This is a genomic window from Streptomyces sp. NPDC001750, assembly GCF_042892615.1.
In the GTDB taxonomy this organism is placed as follows: domain Bacteria; phylum Actinomycetota; class Actinomycetes; order Streptomycetales; family Streptomycetaceae; genus Streptomyces.
Genome location: NZ_JBIAUE010000027.1, coordinates 58,567 through 77,640, shown reverse-complemented (window position 1 = coordinate 77,640; position 19,074 = coordinate 58,567). Strand labels below are relative to the sequence as shown.

Here is a 19,074-nt window from a genome sequence, read left to right as displayed (position 1 = left end):
CGGCCTTTCCGACGATCGGAGGGTCACCGAGCGAGACGGGACAGCAGAGCGGTGGCGTAGTCGTCGGCGCCCAACGGCACGTCGACCACGCCCGGCGGGGCGCCCAGCGCCTCCGCCAGCAGGGGCAGATGGGGCAGCAGACGGTCGCAGAGACCGTCGATGACGCCGGGCAGCGCACGGACCGCGGCGGGCTCGAGAGTGCCCGCCGCCAGCAGTCCGCCCGCCTCCCGGCGCGCACTCACGGCGCCGTACAGCGCCGCCAGCGCCTCGACGACATCGCGGAGCCGCGGATCGCGGACCGCGGCGACGGCGTCCGTCACCGCGTCCGCGACCAGCCGGGCGCCGTATGCCTCGCCCAACTCCCGGGCCGGTGCCAGCAGCGGATTCCACAGCTCCAGGCCGCTCCGGCCGGCCGGAGCGCGGCGGACACTGTGGCGCAGGGCGCTCCGCAGCCGCGCCTCGTGACTGCGGGCCACCGACGGCCACCAGCCGCAGCGGTCGGCGGGCGGTTCGGGCGGCGGACCGGCGGGGCGGCCCGCTTCGTCCTCCTGGGCGAGCGCCCGCCCGGCGTCGAGCAGGATCAGCTGGCTGTCGCCGCCCGCCGTTTCGAAGGCGTCGGCGAAGCCGTGGTAGCCGTCGAGCCCGTTGGGCGCGAGGAAACCGGCGAGCCCGCAGCGGTGCCGGCACTCGTCCGTCACCCGGGCGGCGCCGCGCACCGTCACCGCCTTGAGCACCGCCAGCGGCCGGTCCACGGCGGTCCACGGCGAGAACGTCATACCGTTCCCGCGCGGCGCCGAAGCGGCGGCCCGCGAGCGGGCCCACACCTCCTGCGCGTACCGGGCGGCGCAGGTCAGCGCGAACGACTCGGCCAGCGCGCCGAGCAGCGCATGCTGCTGATTGCGCAGCTCCAGCACCCGGGTGCCGGGTGCCAGCCGGCCGTGCGCCCGGCGGTGCGCGGAGAACCGCAGCGCCTGCACGGCACTCTGCCGGGCCATCGCGGCGACCGCCGACGGCAGCGTCGCCCACAGCCCCTGCCCGACGGAGAGGGTCCGCGCCAGCCGGGAGTCCGGACCGTCCAGCGGATCGTGGAAACCGCCGTCCGCGTCGATCCGCGCCCCGTCACGCAGCCACTGGCGGTACGGCACCCGGACTCCGTCGAACCGCACCAGCGCGTAATCCAGCGGCAGCGACGGCGCCTCGACGGTAGAGGAAAGCGTCACGCCCGGCAACGGGCCCGCCTCGTCGGTGAGTTCCACGACGAACGAGAACACCCCGCGATCGGCCCCGCCCGCCTCGACGCGGGCGCACACCACGGCGGCCTGCGGCACCCCCGCCCCGCCGACCGACGAGAACTTCGCCGCGCCCGCCGATGGCGTACCGAGTACGAACTCCCCGGTGGCAGGGTCGAACCGGGCGGTGGTCCGGGTCCCCAGATGGCTGCTGGCGTCCCCGACCTCGGTCACCAGGAACACGCCCCGGGTCCGTCCGGTGGCCAGCGCCTGCCAGGGCGCACCGATCTCCGCCGGATCGTCGGCCAGCGCCACGACGGAGCCCAGACACAGCAGATAGTGGTTGATGACGGCCATGTGCAGCGGCGGGTCGACGAGCCCCGCACACGCGCCGACCACGGCCAGCTGCTCCGGAGCAGCGAACAGTTCCTCCACCGGAGGTAGTTGACCGGCGAGGAGCCGCAGCCGCCGGTGCACACGGTGCGCGCGGTCCTCGTCGGGGCGGGGTGTGCGGTCGGCGGCCAGGGTGGTCAGCAGCCGGTCACGCAGCGCGGCGTGTGCACCGGAATTGTCGACGAGGGCGGAGAGTTCAGCGAGCGCCGGGACGGAGGTGGTCATCGTGGTGGCTCCAGAGGACGGTGGGCGAGGGACGGCCGGACGTGCCGGACGGCGGCCAGGGGAAGCCGGGCTCGGCGAGCGGTGCGTGGGCGGTGGCCGCGGCGGGCGCCAGGCTCTGCCGGACACTGCGGGTCAGGGCCCGGCCGGTGCCCGCCTCGATGAAGACGGTGCGGGCGCCGGCCGCCGCCTGCCGGAGCACCGGCGCCATCCGCACCGGGCGGATCAAACAGTCGGCCAGCCCCCGGTGGACGTCGTCCCCGGGCCCGTACGGACCGCCCCGCACGGCGGAGAGGGCCGGCAGCCGGGCCGGGCGCGCGGGCAGCGGCCCGATCGCGGCGGCGAAGGCGTCCGCGGGCCCGGTCAGCGCGGGGTGGTGGGAGGAGAACGGCAACCGCAGCCGCGCCACCACCAGGCCCCGCCGCCCCGCCAGTTCCTCCAGCGCCCGCAGCCCCGCGAGCGGGCCGCTGACCAGAGTTTCCTCGGGGCTGTTCACACACGCCACGACCAGCTCGGCACCGGGCACCGCACGCAGCAGCGCCCGCGCGGTGCCCTCTCCGACTCCGAGCAGCGTCATCCCGCCCTCGCAGCGGACGAGTTGCCGGGCCAGCAGACAGGCGATCCGTGCGCCCTCGGCGAGCGTGAAGACGCCGACCGAGGTGAGCGCCGCGATCTCCCCGAAGCTCACCCCAAGCACCCGGTCCGGGCCGAACCCGGCGGCACACAGCGCACGGTGCACCGCCACCGAGGAGCAGAAAAGCGCCAGCTGCAGCGTTCCGGCGGGCCCGGCTGCCAGTTCCCGCCCGGTGGGCGGACGGTCCCCCAGAAGGGACTTCGCCAGCGGCTCGATCCCGAACGCGGCGCCGGCTTCCTCGGCTTCCCCGAAAACATCACGCACCTTCTCCCGCAGGACGGAATGCGTCCGCAGTGCGCGCACCAACGGGCTTGTCGCGAAATCCCCCTGCCCGGGAAAGACGTGAACGATCCGCGGCGGCGCAAGGTCGCCGAATTCCGGAGTGACCACGGTGCGGCCACGCATGTCCCCACCTCCTTTCCGGTGGTTTTCCGGTCAATGTCACACAATTCAACACCGATAATCTGTACCGGGGCAGCCCTAGTGCGAACGAAACTGTTGAAAGGGGTGAAACCAGACCGCAGCTGCCTCAAGCACGCCCGGAAGGAGCGGCGACGACACGTGCTCGCTGCAATACGACATGTGCCGCCGGAACCTTACGGAACGGCGTCAGGAGTTTCCGCATACGACCGGCAGCCTGATCCGCCGCACCCGAGCGCAGGACGGCATAGTGATCGAGAAAGGAATTCCAGGAGACGCAGGACTCCTCCACATACCCGAGCCCGATCAGAATTTCCCCGAGCTGGGCGTGGCTGAGCGCCATTCCCCGGTGGTCCGCCGATGGCCTGCGCGCCAGCGAGTTGGCCAGCGCGCTGCGCGCGGCCGGCAGATCGCCGGTGTACCGCAGAACCTCCGACCGCTGGAACTCCAGCGAACCGGAAGAGTACGCGTCGAACGGCTCCGCCGCGCCGCAGCCCGCCCCCGTAGCGAGCGCTTCCTCGGCCCGCGTCAGCGACACCCGCGCCGACCGGTGCCGCCCGCACGCCGCCTGCGCCACCGCCAACTGCGACAGCAGGAACGCCCGGGCCGGGCCGTCGGACGCGCCGGGGCAGGCTGCAGCCGCCTCGGCGGCGCGCAGGGCGTTCTTCCGGTGTCCGAGCGCCAACCCCTGGGCGCTCAGTCCGCGCAGCACCACCGCGCGGGCCGTGGTGTCACCGGACGCGTCCGCGAGCCGCAACGCGGTCGTGAAGTGCTGCTGGGCGAGCCCGTGGGCGGCGGCGTCCTGATGCATCCGCGCCAGCAGGAACGTCAGCCGCGACGCCTCCACCAGCAGCGCCCGGCGCCGCGCGCCGTCGCCCCCTTCGCGCAGCAACGGCGCGATGTCGTCCGCGAGATACGCCGCCAGCGACGACCGCGCCCCCTGCCCGCCGTGCGCGTCGAAGGAGGCGGAGAAGAACCGCACCGCGAGCCGGACCACCCCGAGACCGCCCTCGGCCCCGTCCGCCCCATCTGCCGTCTCCGGCTCCGGCTCCGGCGCCGCCGACCGCGCCGACCGCGCCAACTCCGCTTCCCGGTAGGGCAGCAGCCGGGCATCGGCCCGCCGCGCCGGATCGCTCTCCAGACTGCACAGTTCGGTGAGCCAGGTGCCCACCGGCGTACGGAAGCCGCCCAGCCGGTCGCCCCATGCACCCCCGAGGTCGTCGGCGAACCCCGCGGCGGCGAGCGGGACCGCGCGCCCCAGCCGGCGGGTGAACGCCTCGGCTATCAGATCCGGCACCGGCTGCGCGGGCCGCGTGCCCCTCAGCCAGTGCGCGACGGCCGTGCGGTCGTAGTGGAGTTCGAGATCGATTTCCGCGCCGAGCGCGTTGACCGTGCGGGCCAGCGCGGCCTGCGTCCAGCGGGCCTCGCCGAGCAGAGCACGCAAATTCTCGTTCCGCCGACGCGACGGCACGATTTATGCCTCCTGCCATCGCGCCGACCGCACCCGGGCGGCGATCTTTTCCGGGGAAATAAACGGAAATCCTCCGGACCCGCCGAACATGGCGGATGGCGTGGCGTGCGGTAATCCGAAAGGACGCGTAAAGGTCATGAAGAGCGACACCCCCATAAGAAGGAAAGCCGATCACAGCGCCGGGTTCCCGTCGTCCGTACCGATCAGTGACGGCACCGCTCCCGGAATTCCTCCGGGGCGGTCTCCTGGTGGCCGGAGAGCCCCCTGCTATTCGTTCAGCCGTAGACAAGAGCCGTGCATCAAAGGAACCATGAATCGAGCCGAGGCGGAACACCTGATCACGGCAGGAGGCGTGAAAGTGTTGAAAGTCGCTGCGATGAGCTGTTGTGACACCAGGTGCGCGCCGAACCCCCCGATCCGGACCGACCCGCGAGCGAGGAATCAGCTATGACGCCCCCGCGCCACCCCAACCGTATGCTGGCGGCCCTCTTGGTCGAGGCCGACTGGTCCGCCACCGACCTCTCCCGAGCAGTCAACGCCCTCGGCGCTGCCCAGGGCCTGCGCCTGCGCTACGACCGTGCCTCGGTGGCCCGTTGGCTCGACGGGGCCCGCCCCAGCCCGCCGGCCGTCCACCTCATCGGCCAGGTCCTCAGCCGACGCCTCGGCCGCCGGGTCACCCTCCAGGGCACCGGACTCACCGAACCGTCCGCCGACGTCGCCCCCGTGCTGAGAGCCGCGCGCCCAGGCGGCGACCCGGTCCGCCGCCTGGCCGCCCTCTGCCACGCCGACGCCGACCCGGCCCGGCGCGGCGCCCTCGCCACGGCCGCCCTCGCCACCCCGCCAAGGCTCCACACCGGATGGGGCGGCCGACGCCCCGAACTCCCGCCGGCCGACCCCCGCGCACCCCGCGTGCCCGCCGACGCCCCCGCCCGCCTGGAGGCGGCCGCGCTCCGCACGGCCCTCCAGGGGGAGCGCTTCGGCGGTGCGCACGGCCGGCCGACGCTCGCCGGATTCCTCGCCGCCGAGGTGGTGCCGCTGCTGACCGCCCCCGCCCACCCCTCCGTCCGCCGCACCCTGTTCACCGGCGCCGCCCAGCTCACGATGCTGCTCGCCGGACGCACCGGCGAGATCGGCCACCCGGCCCTCGCCCGGCACTACTACGACGTCGCCCTCGCCCTGGCCCGCACCGCCGGGGACCTCGCCTCATATACCGTCGTGCTGCGCTGCCTGAGCGTGCAGGCGCACCACCTCGGCAACCACCAGCAGGCCACGACCCTCGGCGACACGGCCGTCGACCTCGCGGGAGGCGCGGTGCCCGACGCCGTCCGCGCGTATCTGCACGCCGGGCGCGCGGCAGTCGGGGCCGGGGCGGGCCGGGGCCGCGGGGCCGGGGCCGATCTACTGGCGGCCGAGAGATGCCTCGCCCGCGCCACCGGTCCCGAAGGCCCCTTCACCAGCTATCCCGAGACCGCGCTGCTCTACCAACGTGCCGAGGTGCTCTCCTACTTGAGCGACCATCGCGCCGCCCTGGGAGAACTGGAACTCTCCCTGGCCTGCCGCCCCTCCGACCACCACAAGGCCCGCACCCTGCTGCACGCCCAGATCGCGCACACCCTGCTCGCCCTGGACGAGATCGACGGGGCGGTGGACCACTCCTTCCAAGCGTTGCGCCATCACCAGCAGTTGGCGGCCGGTTCCACCCACGGGGCGCTACCGCGACTCGCCCACCGCCTCCTCCCCTATCGGAGCAACCCGCGGGTCAGGGACTTCCGGGAGTCTCTGTGGCCGAACGCAAAGTGAGCCCGGGACCGGCCAGCTCCTCGCCGCCGAGCCAGTCCCCCTGTCCGCTCTTCGTACGGCATTCCTCCCGGCCGCCCACCACCGGCACCGTCGGGAAGCCACCCATCAGGACCATTGCCATGTCTACAGGATCAGTCACAATTAATAAATCGGGCAACTGATCCCACTTTCGGCCCAGACGCGCCCCGATCTCCACACCCTTCACCCATAAGTGTGAAGGAGATCGCGGTGCCAACACTGGCCGCACCGGTTGAGTAGGTGTTCTTGAACCCTGGCCGGATTCGTGCGGCGTCCTTACGACCTCGCCCACGATTGTCAGCGGCGTCGCAGCGTCCAGGGCCTCCGCCTCCGGCGTTGTCGTCAGTCACCGACGCTCCTTCCCCGAGCTCTCAGCTGCTTTCGAGCAGGGGAGACCCCATCCGACTCCCTCCTCCGCCTTGGATTCGAAGGCCCCAGACACCGCTCCTTCCCCCACTGCCAATCGCGGGCCAGGTCGTTACCGCAGGCCGCCAGGGCCGGCGCGGCCCCGCGAAAACGCGGCTGCCCGCCAGCCGACAGGTTGGCGGGCAGCCCGGGCTCTGCAGAGCCGGACTCGTGTCAGTACCAGAGCCAGAGCTCGAAGATCCCACCGGAGTAGGGACCGCGGCACTGGCCGCGGATTCCTTCCACGTTGTAGTAGTAATTGGCCTTCCAGTCGCACGAGCTACGACTCGGGAAGTCCTCACCCGAGTAGTGCCACGACGCCAGGATCGAAACGTCCCCCTGAGCGCCGTCCACAGCGGCCACCGACTGAGCGGCCGACGAGACCTGGGACGGGGCGGCCTGGGCGGGCACGGCGGCGGCGCCGAGAGCGAGCGTACCGCCGAGAGCGGCGGTCACGAGGGTTCGACGAAAGCGCATGTGCGGGCTCCTCATCTATAGAAGCGGTGTTCGGGCTACAGCAGCACTTTGCTCCGCCGACTTTGGGAGAACCTGCAGCAAACCTTGAATCGCCTGCTCGGCGGGAGCAGCACCAGGCCCCCGAACTCAACCTCGCCCGGTACCTCGAGGACGGCACCGTCACCGACGCCGACAACGGCGAGTAAGGGAGCAGGCAGACGATGAGCAGGTTCGGGGACGGCCTCGACAAGGCCGTGCAGAAGGCGTTCACCCGCCCCGCGCCGAAGTCGGCCGGCGGCGCGCAGATGCGGTTGCGGTGGACCGCTGGCGAACCGTCTTACGGAAGGGGCGGGGGCGCCTGGTGGCCTCCCCTGCGCCACGCAGCCGGAGGCGCTGCACCGCTGACCGGTACGGCGTGAACACCGCTGTGCGTGCGCCCAGTTGCCTTGTTACCGAATGCGGACAGACCTGAGTGAACGACGTCCGCCCCGGCGTCATCTCATGGGGTGCAGCAAAACAGCCGATGCGGCCGGTCGTCCTGCGGGAACAGGGGAGGTGCCGCGTCCTGACAGACCATGGGGGAGCTTTCATCATGACCACGCACCGTGCCCGCCGTACTGCCCGTTCCGCCGCCCTGGCCGCCGTCACCGCCGTGTTGGCGCTGGGCCTGACCGCTTGCGGCGGCGCCGACGAGGGCTCGAAGGCGGCGGGCGGCGACCACACCGCTGGTACCGCGCAGAGCCGGTCCGCGTCCGACGGGGACGGCAAGGCCGGCGCGGAGCAGGCCGACAGCGGTGGTGACCCCAAGGAGGGGGCGCGCTCGGCGACCACATCGGGCGGGACCGAGAAGGTCGCGAGCAAGGGCACAACGGCCGGCGTCCAGCAGTGCCGCGGAGACGAGATGCTGGTCACCGCAGCGCACCGGTTCGCCGGTCAGCAGGGCGATCACCTGCTGGTCACCGCATCGAACGAGGGCACCAAGCCATGCTGGGTCACCTCGTACCCGGCCGTGAAGCTCGGCGGGGACGTCGACGGCGCCGCACTGCCGCACTCGAAGAAGGACAACCCGGGCGGAGACAAGCACATCACGCTCCGGCCCGGAGACAAGGCATACAGCGCGGTGAACCTCTTCGACTACGGCTCGAAGAACCACACGGCGCAGTCGTTCGCCATCGCGCTGCGCGGCGCGGACGGTCGCAGCGGCCCCTTCTACTCCGTCGACACCAAGGGCCAGAAGCCGCAGTTCAGCTGGAACGAGGCCGACGTTCTGAACTGGAGCACCAAGAAGCCGTACGACTTCTGACGGCCCGTCGGCCAGTAGCGCATCACCGCCCTCCAGCACATCTACGATCAGCAACTCGCAAGGCTCCCGGGTGACCAGCGACCGGCGAGATCACCGGAGACCGCCCCGGTCGGGTGCCGGAGACCAGTAATGGTCTCCGGCCATCGACGCACTGGCCAAGCAGGTACGCACCTTGATGGCCCTGGGGCGCCACCAGCAGGTCACCGCACGCCCATCCCTGATCGTCACCGGCCCCGCCGGGGCGGGCAAGACCACCGCCCTGCTCCAGGCCGGACGCGCCTGCCATCTCGCCCACACGCGGCGACACGGCGACACTGGCGCCGACCGGCGGGTCCCGGTCACCTACATGCTTGTGCCTCCCACCGCCAGCGCGAAGACCCTCGCCCTGGAATTCGCCCGCCACCTCGATATCCCCGTCGCGGGCCGTATGTCGCAGGCCCACATCGTCAACAGCGTCTGTCACGCCTGCACGCAGGCGGGTGTGCGGCTGGTGCCGATCGACGAGATCCACCGGCGGCGGCCATCACCGCGCCGGCCGACGGCACCGAACGGATCACCAGGACGACCCTCGACCAGGTCCGCCTCGACCACCTCGCCGAACAGCACTACCGGCCCCGCACCCGGATCAGGACCAGCACCCGGTGAGCCGGACCGTTCTCACGGCCTCATGGGTAGCCGCACCCGATACCGTGAGAAGCGGCGTACCCGCCGCCGGGGCGTGGGCGGCGCGGATCCCGCCTTTGGCACCGGGGGCTTCCGGGTACGGCCACGGCTGTTCGAAGCGACCGCCTCCTATCTGGAACGCCTCGCGCATGCTTACCGGCTGACGCTGTCCCAACTCCACGACGGCAGCGGCATCACCGTCCACGGACACGGCACCACGAACCGGGTTGATCAACAAGCACTGGCCGCTGATCCTGGTCACCGCGCCGGCCGGACCGTGCGTCCTGGCCGCCTTCATCATGCGGCAGTTCTTCATCGCCCTTCCAGCCGAACTGGAGGAGGCCGGCCGGCTGGACGGCCTCGGCCGCCCTGCGCTCTGGTGGCGGATTTTGCTGCCGCCGGCCAGGCCGGCGTTGTCGACGGTCGCGATCCTGACCTTCCTCACCTCGTGGAATCTCTATCTGGGACCCACCGTCTACCTCACCTCGCCGGAGCTGTTCACGCTGCCGCAGGCCCTCACCCGGTTCACCGACTCCTACTGGGCCGAGATGTGGAACACCCAACTGGCGGCCGCCACGATGACCGTCCTGCCGGTCCTGGTCGTCTTCGTCATCGCCCAGCGCCAGTTCGTGGAGGGCCTGGCCCACTCGGGCCTCGAATGAGGCCGGAACGGACCCTGCTCGCGCACCGGGCTCGGGCAACTCCCGGTGCGGAGCCGCCCGTTCCCCGCATGGAGTCGTTCCCAGCAGCCCCGGAGGCAGACGCTTGGACATCTACCGGCCGTCACCCGAGCCCGGCACAATCACCCATATGACGATCACCACGGGTGGCGTGCCCCCCGCACGGAACACGTCCGTCGCCCTCGCCCGGGGACTCCTGACGGGTGGTGTGATCGGGGCGTCGCTGGCCGCTCTCGTCGTCGGCGGCATCATCGAGAGCGTGCCGCTGTTCGTCACCGGACTGGGCCTACCCGCGGCCTACGGCCTGGTCTTCTTCCTCGCCGGTATGCCGAGGCGGGCCCGGGAGGCGGCGATCGCGCCGTGTACGGCGCTCGCGGTGGTCGAGAGCGTGGAGGCCGTCGGGGGTGAGGCGACGAGCGACGTGGCGGTGCGGTTCGATCTGACGGTCGCGCCGGATGACGTACCAGCGCTCCGCGTCGCGTTCACGCAGGACATCAACCTCGCGGACCTGCCCGACTACCGGGCGGGCGGCGTCGTGGTGGTCCAGTACCCGCCGGAGAAGCCGTGGCGGGTGAGGATCGTGAAGCGGCCGACGCCCGAGTGGGAGGAGCGGGTGGCCGGTGCCCGCCTCGACTCGGCGCCGGGGCCGGTCTTGACGAGCGAGCCCACCGGGGGCTGTGCCGTCGGCTCCGCCACGCTGCTCGCCCTGCTGCTCGCCGCGGCCGGTGTGGTCCTGCTGTTCCGCGCCGACCTGTTCGACGAGGGCGCCTCCGCACAGCCACCGTCCTCCGCCCAGCCGTCGGCCTCCGCCTCCGCCTCCGCCTCTTCGTCTTCGTCTTCGTCTTCGTCTTCGTCGACCACGGTGGTGTCGTCGGCCTCGGGCACGGTCACCCTCGGCCCGAACCAGTCGTTCCTCGACAAGGGCGAGCTGCGCAAGGCCGGCGGCTCGCTCACCAAGAGCACGGACACGCGCGCGGCGCTCACCGTCGTCGTACAGGACCGGCTGCTGTCGGTCGTGTACGCGCCCACCGGCTCGCAGGCCCCGACGTTCGATCCGGATTCCCTGCCCTACGACCGCTTCCCCGCCCTCGTCGAGGAGGCGAAAAGCAGCCTGGGCGTCGGTTCCCCCCAGACCTGGCAGCTCACCGTCGAACGCCTCACCGGCTCCCTCACCATCAGGGTCGGTGTGACGGGAACCGAGGGAACGGCCTCGCTGGAGGCGGACGGGGACGGCAAGGTGCTGCGGCGCACCCCGGCGCACTGACGGACGCCGCGCCAGCCGCATCTCACAGAGGAAAAGAAGAAAAGGGAGGCCGCATGGGCCTGCAGGGATATCTGGCGCTGTGGTGCGCAGTGTTCGGCACCATCGCACTGGTCGGGTACGCCCGGTCGCTGGCCGGGATGACCCCGGCGCAGCGGGCCGTCCGGGTCCTGGGGCGGATCGAGCAGGTCCGCGAACCCAGGCACGGCAGCTCGCAGCGGGACGGGATACCCGTGGTCGTCTCCTTCCAGGACCCCTCCACTGGCGAGGAGTTCACCGTGACGAACGACCGTGACCACGGGGAGAGGATCACGGCGGCCTGGACGGGCCGGGAGATCGGGGTCCGCTACCCGCGCGGGAGACCGCACGCCTACCAGTTCGTCAGCGACCTCCGGGCAGGCCGACGCGGGCTCGGGTGGCCGAACTTCGCGCTCTTCCTGATCTACGTCGGACTGGTGGTCTTCGCAGCGATCGACTGGAGCTGGCCGTGGGCCCTGATCGGCTTCGGCGTGCCCTGGACCCTGTCCGGCGTGTGGTACATGCCCCAGAGCGCACGCGCGGTGAGCCGCCGTGTCGCCGCGCTGAACTCCCAACCCCCGGTTCCGGGCCGCGTCGTCGCCGTGCTCACGGACACCAGCACGGACAGCGAGGGCGGCACCTGCACCAGCCACACGCCGGTCATCGCCTTCACCACCCACAAGGGCACGGCCGTCACCGCCTACTGCGCCGACGAGCTGCCCGACCCCACGAACTCCTACGGCCGCAACGTCGCGATCCACTACGACCCCGACGACCCCGCCGTCTTCACCCCGAACCTCGCGGCCGAAGACCGTTCCCGCGCACTCGACATCACCTGCGGCACCGTGGCACTCCTCCTCGGAGTGGCGGCGGCCGTCGTCGGAGCGGCACTGCTGTGACACGCGACGAGCGGCGGTACGCACTGGAGTGCTTTTCCCCCATGGGTCCCCTCACGTTCGACTACGAGGACCTGCATGTGCGCGTGGACCGGGGTGTTCGAACTGTTCCCGCTGAACAGTATCGAGACCATGCTCCGGGTCCCGCTGCCCTGGCTCGGGGTACGGGTGGACTACAAGAAACCGGGCAAGCCCGGCGAGCTGATCTTCGGTGTCGTACGCGATCCGCACGCCGCCCTCCACGGCACCGACCGGGCCGCCTTCGGATACCGCTACACCCAGGCGGTCCGGGTACCGCACAGTGACGAGTCGCGGGCCCGGCGCCAACCAAACGCTGCAGGACCATGGGCGTCGAGATCAACGACAGCCCCGAGAACGCCGCCGTGATGAAGATGCCGTTCGCACAGGCGATCCCGACACATATGCCGCTGGCGTTACGCCAGCCACTGATCATCGCGGTGCGGGCGATGAGGAAGAAGTCCACTCCGGGGATCAATAGGGCGAGGAAGTGCGCGACCGCGACAGCGAGGAACTGCTCCATCTCTGCTCCAGAGACGTTGACGATGATGTACCTCGCCAAACTCTGGGGCGGCAGGCCGGTGGGGTCTTGTACGAAGTTGCGTCAGCGACGGTGCGCGCCGGGAGTGGCGGCGGGCGGGTGCGGCTTACCCGGCCGTTTCGCAGGGCGCTTTGGGTTCTAGTGCCGTGACCGGCAAGGTTTGCCCGGAAGGAGCGTCGTCCGGTGCTTCCCCAAGCTCTCAGCCTTGTTCGAGCAGGGGAGACCCCATTGATCGCAAGGCGGCCGAAAGCCCTCGGATGGGGTCTCCCCTGCTCGAACGAAGTCGAGAGCTCAGGGAAGGGCTACGTGGGCTTTCGGCCAACGCCGAAGGGGGTCCCCCCTGCCCCTTGAGGCCTTGGGGGAGTGCGTGCCGGACGGTGCGACGGGGCAAACGTTGCCGGTCACGGCACTAGGTTCGCCATGGTGACAATCGACACCACTGTGCGACTCCCGCGACCGCATGGATTTCAAAGACGACATGGACGACTACGGCAGGGCGGAGCGCACATGATCCGGGCGATGGTGGTCGACGACGAGGCCTTGGTGCGGTCCGGATTCCGCCTCATCCTGAACGCAGCCGACGACATCGAGGTCGTCGCCACCACTGCCGGTGCCGAGGCGGTCGATGTCGCGCGGCGGGAGACACCGGACGTCGTGCTTCTCGACATCCGCATGCCGGATGTGGACGGCCTGACCGTGCTGGGGCGGCTGCGCGCGCTGCCGGAGCCTCCGGTGGTGGCGATGCTGACAACGTTCGACGCCGACGAGTACGTCTTGACCGCGCTGCGTTCCGGTGCGGCAGGCTTCCTGCTCAAGGATACCGAGCCGGATCAACTCGCCCAGTTGGTACGGACGCTGGCAGTGGGCGGGGTGGTGATGTCACCGAAGGCGTCCCGGGCGGTCTGGCAGAGCCACCCGGGGGCCGCAGCGGCCGACCAGGGGGAGGCCGGCCGCGTCGGACGGCTCAGTGACCGGGAGAGCGAGGTGCTCGTGCTGGTCGCGCAGGGGTTGTCCAACGGGGAGATCGGCGGCCGGATCCACCTCAGCGCGGGCACGGTGAAGGACCACGTCAGCGCGATCCTCGCCAAGTTGCGGGTGACCAGCCGGCTCCAGGCGGCGCTGCTCGCCCAGCGGGCCGGCCTGCTCGACGACGACACTCGGCACCGCCCGGAGCCGGGCCGATGACCGCGCCGAAGGCCTGGTGGGCACGCGTCCCCGCCCCAGTCGTCGACATCGTCGTCGTTGCCGTCGCGGCCGCCGACGTGCTGCTCAACCTGGAGGCCGCGTCCGCCGCCGCTCAGTCCATGGCCGCGATCGCCTGCGCCGCGATCGCAGCCCGTCGCCGCTTCCCGCTCACGGTGTTCCTGCTCACGCTGCCCGCCAGCCTGATGCTGGACATTGTGTTCGCCCCCTTCGCGGCCCTGTTCACACTGGCTGAGCGCTCCCGCAACCGCCGCCTGCTCACCGCCTGCGCGGTACTGTTCGCGCTTGCCTCCGCTGCCCCCTGGCCTCTGGAAAACATCTCCGCACACGAACACACCTGGACCGTCGTCTACTTCTTCTACCCCCTCGCCACCGCCGTCGCGCCCGTCTTGCTGGGCCAACTCGTCCAGGCCAGACGGGACTTGGCACTCCGGCTCGTCGAGATAGAGGGGGCCCGCGAACACGAACGCCTCCTGCACTCCCAAGCCGCCCTCGCCCGCGAACGCGCCCAGCTCGCCCGCGAGATGCACGACGTCGTTTCCCACCAGGTCAGCCTGATCGCCGTCCAGGCGGGCGCGCTCCAAGTCGCCACCAGGGACCCGCACCCCAAGGAGGGCGCCCGCACCATCCGCTCCCTCAGCGTCGACACCCTGGACGAACTGCGCCACATGGTCACCCTGTTGCGCGCCTCGGGCGGCCACGCCACCGAGCTGACCCCCCAGCCAACCCTGGCCGACCTGCACAAGCTGATCACTACGAGCGGCATCGACACCGAACTGACCGGTGAGCTTCCCCATGACATCGGCACGCCCGTGCAGCGTGCGATCTACCGCACGGTCCAGGAAGCCCTCACCAACGTCCGCAAGCACGCACCCGGCGCCACCGCGACCGTATGCCTCCGCCACGAGCCCGGCGCCTTCGTCGTCACCGTCACGAACACACCCCCCACCCGTCCCGCCCTTCCTCTCCCCGGCTCCCGCCAGAGCCTGATCGGTCTCAGAGAACGAGCCGAACTCCTGGGCGGCACCCTCGAAGCGGGCACGACCGCGAACGACGGGTACAGGGTGGCCCTACGCGTCCCGGCGAACGGAGATGCCTGATGGGCTGGACCTACTCGTCGCCCGGCAACCGCTCCTACCTGCGGAAACACAGGAGGCGGACGGCTTCCCTCTGCTCCCGCGGCCCGCGGTACGAACGTTCGCCGGTCGCCGCCGACTGCACAGGTTCCCGCAAGCCGCCCGAACGGGCGCCGCCACCGCGAACACACCCGGTTCCGACTCCCCGTCCACAACGGCGTAGCCCCGCTGCCGGGCCGTGATCAGCCGCGCCTCGAATTCGGCGACATCAGCCGGTGCGGCAGGCCCGAAAGCGACGAACCCCGTGCCGGCGAACACCATCTCGAGCTCCTCCCGACCGGAGTCCCACAGCAGCGCCTTCCCCGCGTCGTCGCAGTACAGCGGGTATGAACGCCCCACCCACGACAGGCCCGACGGAACCTCCTCCAGGAATGCCGCCGACCAACGGCGACCGACCGGCGCAGGGCCCGCCGCCCGAGCACCGTCCGAGCACGGCCGGTATGCCCCGGTCGGCCGGGCCGAGAGCCTGAACATCTACGAGCGGACGGGGAACGCCCCGGTCCTCCTGCGCGGCCGGGTGCGCACGAGGTCCTGGAGGACCTGTCGTTCCCGGGGCGGTCCTCCAGGGCCTCGTGCCGGTGTCGCCGGTCGACCGTCGTCGGAGGAGGCGGGGCGGTTTGTGCGCCCGAGCCCCGTTCAGGGCTGGTTGCGGAGTTTCTTCTTGTCGATCTTGCCCAGGGCGGTGAGCGGCAGCGAATCGGCGAGACGGAGCAGTTTCGGGGCCCAGAGTGCGCCCTTGCGGGCGCGGACGTGGTCCGTCAGATCGGCTGGAGTGGCCTGCCGTCCGGGGTGCAGGACCACGGTGGCGGTGACGGCTTCGCCCCAGCGCGGGTCGGGCGTGCCGTAGACGGCGCTGGCGGCCACGGCCGGGTGCGTGGCGAGGGCGTCCTCGACCTCGCGCGGGAAGACGTTGAACCCGCCGGTGATGATGGTGTCCTTGATCCGGTCGATGATCGTGATCAGGCCGGTGTCGTCCCGGCGGGCGACATCGCCGGTGTGCAGCCAGCCTCCGTCGAGCGCCGTTGCGGTCTGCTCGGGTTTGTTCCAATAGCCGTCCATCACGAGCGGTCCCCGGACGCATAGCTCGCCGGGCTCGCCTGCCGGTACGTGCCGGCCGTGCGGGTCGAGCAGGGCGATCTCCACGCCGGGCATGGGCCGACCGCAGCTGCTCAGTACGTGCGGGTCGTCGCGGTGCTCGGCCGGGTCCAGGACGGTCAGCGCGTTGGGGGCCTCGGCCTGGCCGTAGTGCTGGCTGAGCACGGGGCCGAGGAGCCGGTGCGCCTGGGCGAGCCGGGCGGGGTCGGCGGGTGCGGCACCGTAGAGGACCCAGTTCAGCCCCGACAGGTCGGCTGCGGGGAGCCGGGGGTGGTCGAGCAGGGTGTACAGCATCGTGGGAACGACGAACGTGGCGCTCACGCCGTCGTGTTCGATCGCGTCGATGACGTGGTCCGGGTCGAAGGAGGGGTGGAGTTCGAAGCCGGCGCCGTGGAGCAGACCGGGGGCGACGAGAAGCCCGGCGGCGTGCGACATGGGGGTGGTGATCAGGAAGTGGGTGTCCGGCGGCCAGGCCCAGGTGGAGCAGGCCCAGGCGTTGGCGAGCAGTGAGCGGTCGCGCAGCATCACGCCCTTGGGGTCGCCGGTCGTGCCACCGGTGTAGAAGAGGTAGAGCGCGGGGCCGCGCGGGTCGTTCGGACCGGGGGGTGTGTCGGCGGCGAGGCGGTCGAGTTCGGCGAGGGTGATCGCCTCGGTGCCGTCGGGGCGGGCGCGGGCGGCGAAGCGGGTGTCGTCCACGACCAGGTAGTCGGACGCGCTGTCGCGCAGGATCGTCCGGTCGGTGTCCGCGGTGGCCAGCGGGTGCAGGGCGGTGTAGCGCAGTCCGGCCAGGCAGGCGGCGGCCATGACGGTGAACGCCTGCGGGTTGGGACCGCACAGCAGGGCGAGCCCGTTGCCGGGCACGAGGCCCAGTCGTCCGAACGCCGCTGCGGTGCGTTCGATCCGTTCCGCGGTCTCGCCGTAGGTCCAGGTGTGCTTCGCCCCGTCGTCGCCGGTGAAGCGGAAGGCGGTGCGCTCGGGCCGCCGGCGCAGCGCCGACAGGATCAGGTTCGCGTAGCCGGGTCTCATCGGGTCCTTCCCAGGATGGTCACGGCGGCCACCGCCTCCTCGATTCCGTAGAGGCCGCCGCCGTTCTCGGCGATGGCGATGCGCGCGTCGGGGACCTGGCGCTCGCCCGCCCGGCCGCGCAGCTGCGTGACCAGTTCGAAGACCTGCGCCAGTCCGGTGGCGGACACCGGGTGGCCGCGCGATTCCAGTCCTCCGGACGGGTTGACCGGGAGGGTGCCACCGAGCGCGCCGGCGCCCGAGGCCGACCACGGGCCGCCGTCGCCGATCGGGCAGAATCCCAGGTTCTCCACCTGCTGGATCTCGCCGAAGGCGGTGGCGTCATGGACCTCCGCCGCGTCGATGTCCTGCGGGCCGATGCCGGCCTTCTCGTAGGCGGCGAGCGCGGCCCGGCGGCCGATGTGCCGCCCGGCGTCGTCCGCCGCCCGGTCGGTGCCCGACAACAGGACACTGCTCAGTACCGCCACGGCCGACTCGTCACGGGTGAAGTCGGCGCGCGTCACGACGGCAGCGGCGGCCCCGTCGCTGACCGGTGAGCACATCGGCACCGTCAGCGGCCACGCCACCCGCCGCGCCGTCAGGATCTCCTGCGCGGTGAACGCTCGGCGGAAGTGGGCCCGGGGATTGTGCACGGAGTGGGCGTGGTTCTTCGCCGAGACCGCGGCCAGGTGGGCTTCGGTGGTGCCGAAGCGCTGCATGTGGGCGCGGGCCAGGGAGGCGTAGATCTCCATGAACACCGACCGGTCGCCTTCCACGGTCAATTCGGGCGGCAGGGGGTCGGTCAGGGCGGTGAGCGCGGCCAGGGTCTCCTCGCGGTGGGCGATGTCCATGGCCCCGTCGAACACCGCCAGCCCCTGGGCGGGATCGGCGCAGACGAGTTTGTCCACGCCGACGGCCAGGGCGACGTCCGACAGGCCTGCCCGTACGTGGGCGATCGCCAGCCACAGGGCCGTGGCGCCGCCCGCACAGGCGTTCTCCACATTCACCACGGGCACCCCGGCGAACCCGTGCGGACGCAGGGCGACCTGGCCGGGGATCATGTGCTGGCCGTCGATCGCCTTCTGGCTGACCGTGGCGTGGAAGACGGCGCCGACGTCGGCCGGGGCGAGCCCGGCGTCGCGCAGCGCCTCGTGCGCGGCCCGGCCGGCGAGGTCGCCGGCACTGCGGTCGGGGTGGCGGCCGAACGGGGTGGCTCCGACGCCGAGAACGAGCGCTTCGCGGTTCATGACACGACCCGGTTGCGCAGCACGCCCAGACCGGAGACTTCGAGTTCCACGGTGTCGCCCGGTTCCAGGAAGCGGCCGTGCTCCAGCCCGCAGCCGGTGGGCACGGTACCCGAGCACAGGACCTCTCCGGCGTGCAGCCGGGTCGACCGGGAGGCGAAGGCGATCATGTCGGCGAAGCTGTGGTGCATGTCGGCGGACGTGCCCCGGCTGGCCTCCTCGCCGTTGATGCGGGCGGTCATCGTGAGCCGGTACGGGTCGCCGAGCTCGTCGGCGGTGACGATCCACGGGCCCAGGACGTTCGAGCCGGTGAAGTCCTTGCTCTTGCTCAGGCCCAGCCCGGTGGCGATCTCCTCCAGCTGGGTGTCTCGGGCGCTGAAGTCGTTGAAGATCGTGTAGCCGAAGATGTACGACGGAGCGTCCGCTGCGGGGATGTCCGTGCCGCCGCGGCCCAGCACGCAGGCGAACTCCAGCTCGTAGTCCCGCACGGAGGAGTACGCGGGCCAGTGGATGTCGCTGTCGTGGCCGGTCACGGAGAGCCGGTTGGTCACGTAGTACAGCGGGCGTTCGAGCATGATGGCGGGCAGTTCGACCTGGTCGGCCGGGATGCCCTGGATCCGGGAGCGGGCGTTGCGGAAGTGATCCATGAAACTGCCGAAGTCCCGGATCTGCACGGGCCTGGGCAGCGGGGACATCCAGCGCACCTCGGACGCGGCGACGACCGCTTCGGACGGGGCCTGTGCGGCGAGCCGCTCCAGGGTCTGCCGCACGGGTTCGCCGCCGTCGATGATCGTCTGCATGGTGGTCAGCGCGGGGGCGTGCTCGCCCGTCACCAGGCGGTGGGCGCGGTCGAGCAGCAGCAAGCGCTCACCCCGATCGAGTACGAGCGCGGTCCGCTCGACGCGGTCGTGCTCCACGGTTGCGAGTTTCATGGTCGGTTCCTCTCCTCAGCAGGGTGCAGGGGTC

The 19,074-nt window shown here is 71.5% G+C and carries 17 protein-coding genes and 3 pseudogenes; 11 read left to right on the top strand and 9 right to left on the bottom strand.

Annotated elements, in window-relative coordinates:
- Nucleotides 1–23: 23 nt before the first annotated feature.
- The 3 genes from ACFYY6_RS31280 to ACFYY6_RS31270 form a co-directional block, all read right to left on the bottom strand.
- Nucleotides 24–1,847 (bottom strand): acyl-CoA dehydrogenase, encoded by a 1,824-nt coding sequence (locus tag ACFYY6_RS31280; protein WP_389196806.1) that lies wholly within the window; start codon nt 1,845–1,847, stop codon nt 24–26.
- Nucleotides 1,819–2,883, bottom strand: coding sequence for an acyltransferase domain-containing protein (locus ACFYY6_RS31275; protein WP_389196804.1), 1,065 nt, complete (start codon nt 2,881–2,883; stop codon nt 1,819–1,821). Before ACFYY6_RS31275 ends, ACFYY6_RS31280 begins: the two co-directional genes overlap by 29 nt.
- A 124-nt stretch (nt 2,884–3,007) precedes the next feature.
- Nucleotides 3,008–4,342, bottom strand: a complete 1,335-nt coding sequence (locus tag ACFYY6_RS31270) for a hypothetical protein (protein ID WP_389196802.1) — start codon at nt 4,340–4,342, stop codon at nt 3,008–3,010.
- A 474-nt stretch (nt 4,343–4,816) separates the two neighbouring features.
- On the opposite strand from ACFYY6_RS31270, the gene ACFYY6_RS31265 reads away from it, so the two are divergent.
- On the top strand, nt 4,817–6,169 hold the full coding sequence (locus tag ACFYY6_RS31265; RefSeq protein WP_389196800.1) for a hypothetical protein: 1,353 nt from the start codon (nt 4,817–4,819) through the stop codon (nt 6,167–6,169).
- 597 nt (nt 6,170–6,766) lie between these two features.
- On the opposite strand, the gene ACFYY6_RS31260 is transcribed toward ACFYY6_RS31265, so the two are convergent.
- Entirely contained in the window at nt 6,767–7,069 is a 303-nt protein-coding gene (locus ACFYY6_RS31260; RefSeq protein ID WP_389196798.1) for a hypothetical protein, read from the bottom strand.
- A gap of 200 nt (nt 7,070–7,269) precedes the next feature.
- On the opposite strand from ACFYY6_RS31260, the pseudogene ACFYY6_RS31255 reads away from it, so the two are divergent.
- The 3 genes and pseudogenes from ACFYY6_RS31255 to ACFYY6_RS31245 form a co-directional block, all read left to right on the top strand.
- Nucleotides 7,270–7,359, top strand: a pseudogene (locus ACFYY6_RS31255) (XRE family transcriptional regulator); the annotation flags it as partial.
- A gap of 281 nt (nt 7,360–7,640) precedes the next feature.
- A complete protein-coding gene (locus ACFYY6_RS31250) occupies nt 7,641–8,351 on the top strand; it encodes a DUF4232 domain-containing protein (protein WP_389196796.1) in 711 nt (236 codons plus the stop codon).
- A gap of 175 nt (nt 8,352–8,526) precedes the next feature.
- A pseudogene (locus ACFYY6_RS31245) lies at nt 8,527–8,805 on the top strand (TniB family NTP-binding protein); the annotation flags it as partial.
- 5 nt (nt 8,806–8,810) lie between these two features.
- On the opposite strand, the gene ACFYY6_RS31240 reads toward ACFYY6_RS31245, so the two are convergent.
- Nucleotides 8,811–8,957 carry a hypothetical protein gene (locus ACFYY6_RS31240; RefSeq protein ID WP_351525742.1) on the bottom strand — a complete coding sequence of 49 codons (147 nt, stop codon included), beginning with the start codon at nt 8,955–8,957 and terminating at the stop codon, nt 8,811–8,813.
- A 281-nt stretch (nt 8,958–9,238) separates the two neighbouring features.
- Here ACFYY6_RS31240 and ACFYY6_RS31235 point away from each other — a divergent pair.
- The 7 genes and pseudogenes from ACFYY6_RS31235 to ACFYY6_RS31205 all read left to right on the top strand — a co-directional run.
- Nucleotides 9,239–9,676 (top strand): annotated as a pseudogene (locus ACFYY6_RS31235) (carbohydrate ABC transporter permease); the annotation flags it as partial.
- Between the two features lie 148 nt (nt 9,677–9,824).
- The gene (locus tag ACFYY6_RS31230) at nt 9,825–10,958 is read left to right on the top strand and encodes a hypothetical protein (protein WP_351525741.1); all 1,134 of its coding nucleotides are present in this window, start codon (nt 9,825–9,827) and stop codon (nt 10,956–10,958) included.
- A 53-nt stretch (nt 10,959–11,011) separates the two neighbouring features.
- Nucleotides 11,012–11,872, top strand: coding sequence for a DUF3592 domain-containing protein (locus ACFYY6_RS31225; RefSeq protein ID WP_351525740.1), 861 nt, complete (start codon nt 11,012–11,014; stop codon nt 11,870–11,872).
- A gap of 75 nt (nt 11,873–11,947) precedes the next feature.
- Entirely contained in the window at nt 11,948–12,256 is a 309-nt protein-coding gene (locus ACFYY6_RS31220) for a hypothetical protein (protein WP_351525739.1), read from the top strand.
- On the top strand, nt 12,214–12,570 hold the full coding sequence (locus ACFYY6_RS31215; RefSeq protein ID WP_351635328.1) for a hypothetical protein: 357 nt from the start codon (nt 12,214–12,216) through the stop codon (nt 12,568–12,570). The genes ACFYY6_RS31220 and ACFYY6_RS31215 overlap by 43 nt, the downstream gene beginning before the upstream one ends.
- A gap of 365 nt (nt 12,571–12,935) precedes the next feature.
- Nucleotides 12,936–13,613, top strand: coding sequence for a response regulator (locus tag ACFYY6_RS31210; protein WP_389196793.1), 678 nt, complete (start codon nt 12,936–12,938; stop codon nt 13,611–13,613).
- Nucleotides 13,610–14,731, top strand: coding sequence for a sensor histidine kinase (locus ACFYY6_RS31205; RefSeq protein ID WP_389196791.1), 1,122 nt, complete (start codon nt 13,610–13,612; stop codon nt 14,729–14,731). Before ACFYY6_RS31210 ends, ACFYY6_RS31205 begins: the two co-directional genes overlap by 4 nt.
- Here ACFYY6_RS31205 and ACFYY6_RS31200 read toward each other — a convergent pair.
- The 4 genes from ACFYY6_RS31200 to ACFYY6_RS31185 all read right to left on the bottom strand — a co-directional run bounded on the left by ACFYY6_RS31200 (nt 14,702) and on the right by ACFYY6_RS31185 (nt 19,040).
- Complete coding sequence (locus ACFYY6_RS31200; RefSeq protein ID WP_351635206.1) at nt 14,702–15,241, bottom strand: IclR family transcriptional regulator C-terminal domain-containing protein; 540 nt, start codon at nt 15,239–15,241, stop codon at nt 14,702–14,704. The two genes, ACFYY6_RS31205 and ACFYY6_RS31200, sit on opposite strands and share 30 nt — an antisense overlap.
- Nucleotides 15,242–15,403: 162 nt before the next feature.
- Nucleotides 15,404–16,888, bottom strand: a complete 1,485-nt coding sequence (locus tag ACFYY6_RS31195) for an AMP-binding protein (protein ID WP_351635204.1) — start codon at nt 16,886–16,888, stop codon at nt 15,404–15,406.
- The gene (locus ACFYY6_RS31190; protein WP_351635201.1) at nt 16,885–18,111 is read right to left on the bottom strand and encodes a thiolase family protein; all 1,227 of its coding nucleotides are present in this window, start codon (nt 18,109–18,111) and stop codon (nt 16,885–16,887) included. Before ACFYY6_RS31190 ends, ACFYY6_RS31195 begins: the two co-directional genes overlap by 4 nt.
- Nucleotides 18,108–19,040: a fumarylacetoacetate hydrolase family protein gene (locus ACFYY6_RS31185; protein WP_351519053.1), complete on the bottom strand. Its 933-nt coding sequence runs from the start codon at nt 19,038–19,040 to the stop codon at nt 18,108–18,110. The genes ACFYY6_RS31190 and ACFYY6_RS31185 overlap by 4 nt, the downstream gene beginning before the upstream one ends.
- Nucleotides 19,041–19,074 lie beyond the last annotated feature (34 nt).

What these genes read in the sequence shown, in the direction of transcription:
- ACFYY6_RS31230 (WP_351525741.1), top strand. Translation starts at nt 9,825, where the DNA reads ATGACGATCACCACGGGTGGCGTGCCCCCCGCACGGAACACGTCCGTC.
- ACFYY6_RS31280 (WP_389196806.1), bottom strand. Translation starts at nt 1,847, where the DNA reads ATGACCACCTCCGTCCCGGCGCTCGCTGAACTCTCCGCCCTCGTCGAC.
- ACFYY6_RS31185 (WP_351519053.1), bottom strand. Translation starts at nt 19,040, where the DNA reads ATGAAACTCGCAACCGTGGAGCACGACCGCGTCGAGCGGACCGCGCTC.
- ACFYY6_RS31220 (WP_351525739.1), top strand. Translation starts at nt 11,948, where the DNA reads ATGTGCGCGTGGACCGGGGTGTTCGAACTGTTCCCGCTGAACAGTATC.
- ACFYY6_RS31265 (WP_389196800.1), top strand. Translation starts at nt 4,817, where the DNA reads ATGACGCCCCCGCGCCACCCCAACCGTATGCTGGCGGCCCTCTTGGTC.
- ACFYY6_RS31205 (WP_389196791.1), top strand. Translation starts at nt 13,610, where the DNA reads ATGACCGCGCCGAAGGCCTGGTGGGCACGCGTCCCCGCCCCAGTCGTC.
- ACFYY6_RS31190 (WP_351635201.1), bottom strand. Translation starts at nt 18,111, where the DNA reads ATGAACCGCGAAGCGCTCGTTCTCGGCGTCGGAGCCACCCCGTTCGGC.
- ACFYY6_RS31195 (WP_351635204.1), bottom strand. Translation starts at nt 16,888, where the DNA reads ATGAGACCCGGCTACGCGAACCTGATCCTGTCGGCGCTGCGCCGGCGG.
- ACFYY6_RS31260 (WP_389196798.1), bottom strand. Translation starts at nt 7,069, where the DNA reads ATGCGCTTTCGTCGAACCCTCGTGACCGCCGCTCTCGGCGGTACGCTC.
- ACFYY6_RS31200 (WP_351635206.1), bottom strand. Translation starts at nt 15,241, where the DNA reads ATGTTCAGGCTCTCGGCCCGGCCGACCGGGGCATACCGGCCGTGCTCG.
- ACFYY6_RS31250 (WP_389196796.1), top strand. Translation starts at nt 7,641, where the DNA reads ATGACCACGCACCGTGCCCGCCGTACTGCCCGTTCCGCCGCCCTGGCC.
- ACFYY6_RS31225 (WP_351525740.1), top strand. Translation starts at nt 11,012, where the DNA reads ATGGGCCTGCAGGGATATCTGGCGCTGTGGTGCGCAGTGTTCGGCACC.
- ACFYY6_RS31215 (WP_351635328.1), top strand. Translation starts at nt 12,214, where the DNA reads ATGGGCGTCGAGATCAACGACAGCCCCGAGAACGCCGCCGTGATGAAG.
- ACFYY6_RS31210 (WP_389196793.1), top strand. Translation starts at nt 12,936, where the DNA reads ATGATCCGGGCGATGGTGGTCGACGACGAGGCCTTGGTGCGGTCCGGA.
- ACFYY6_RS31275 (WP_389196804.1), bottom strand. Translation starts at nt 2,883, where the DNA reads ATGCGTGGCCGCACCGTGGTCACTCCGGAATTCGGCGACCTTGCGCCG.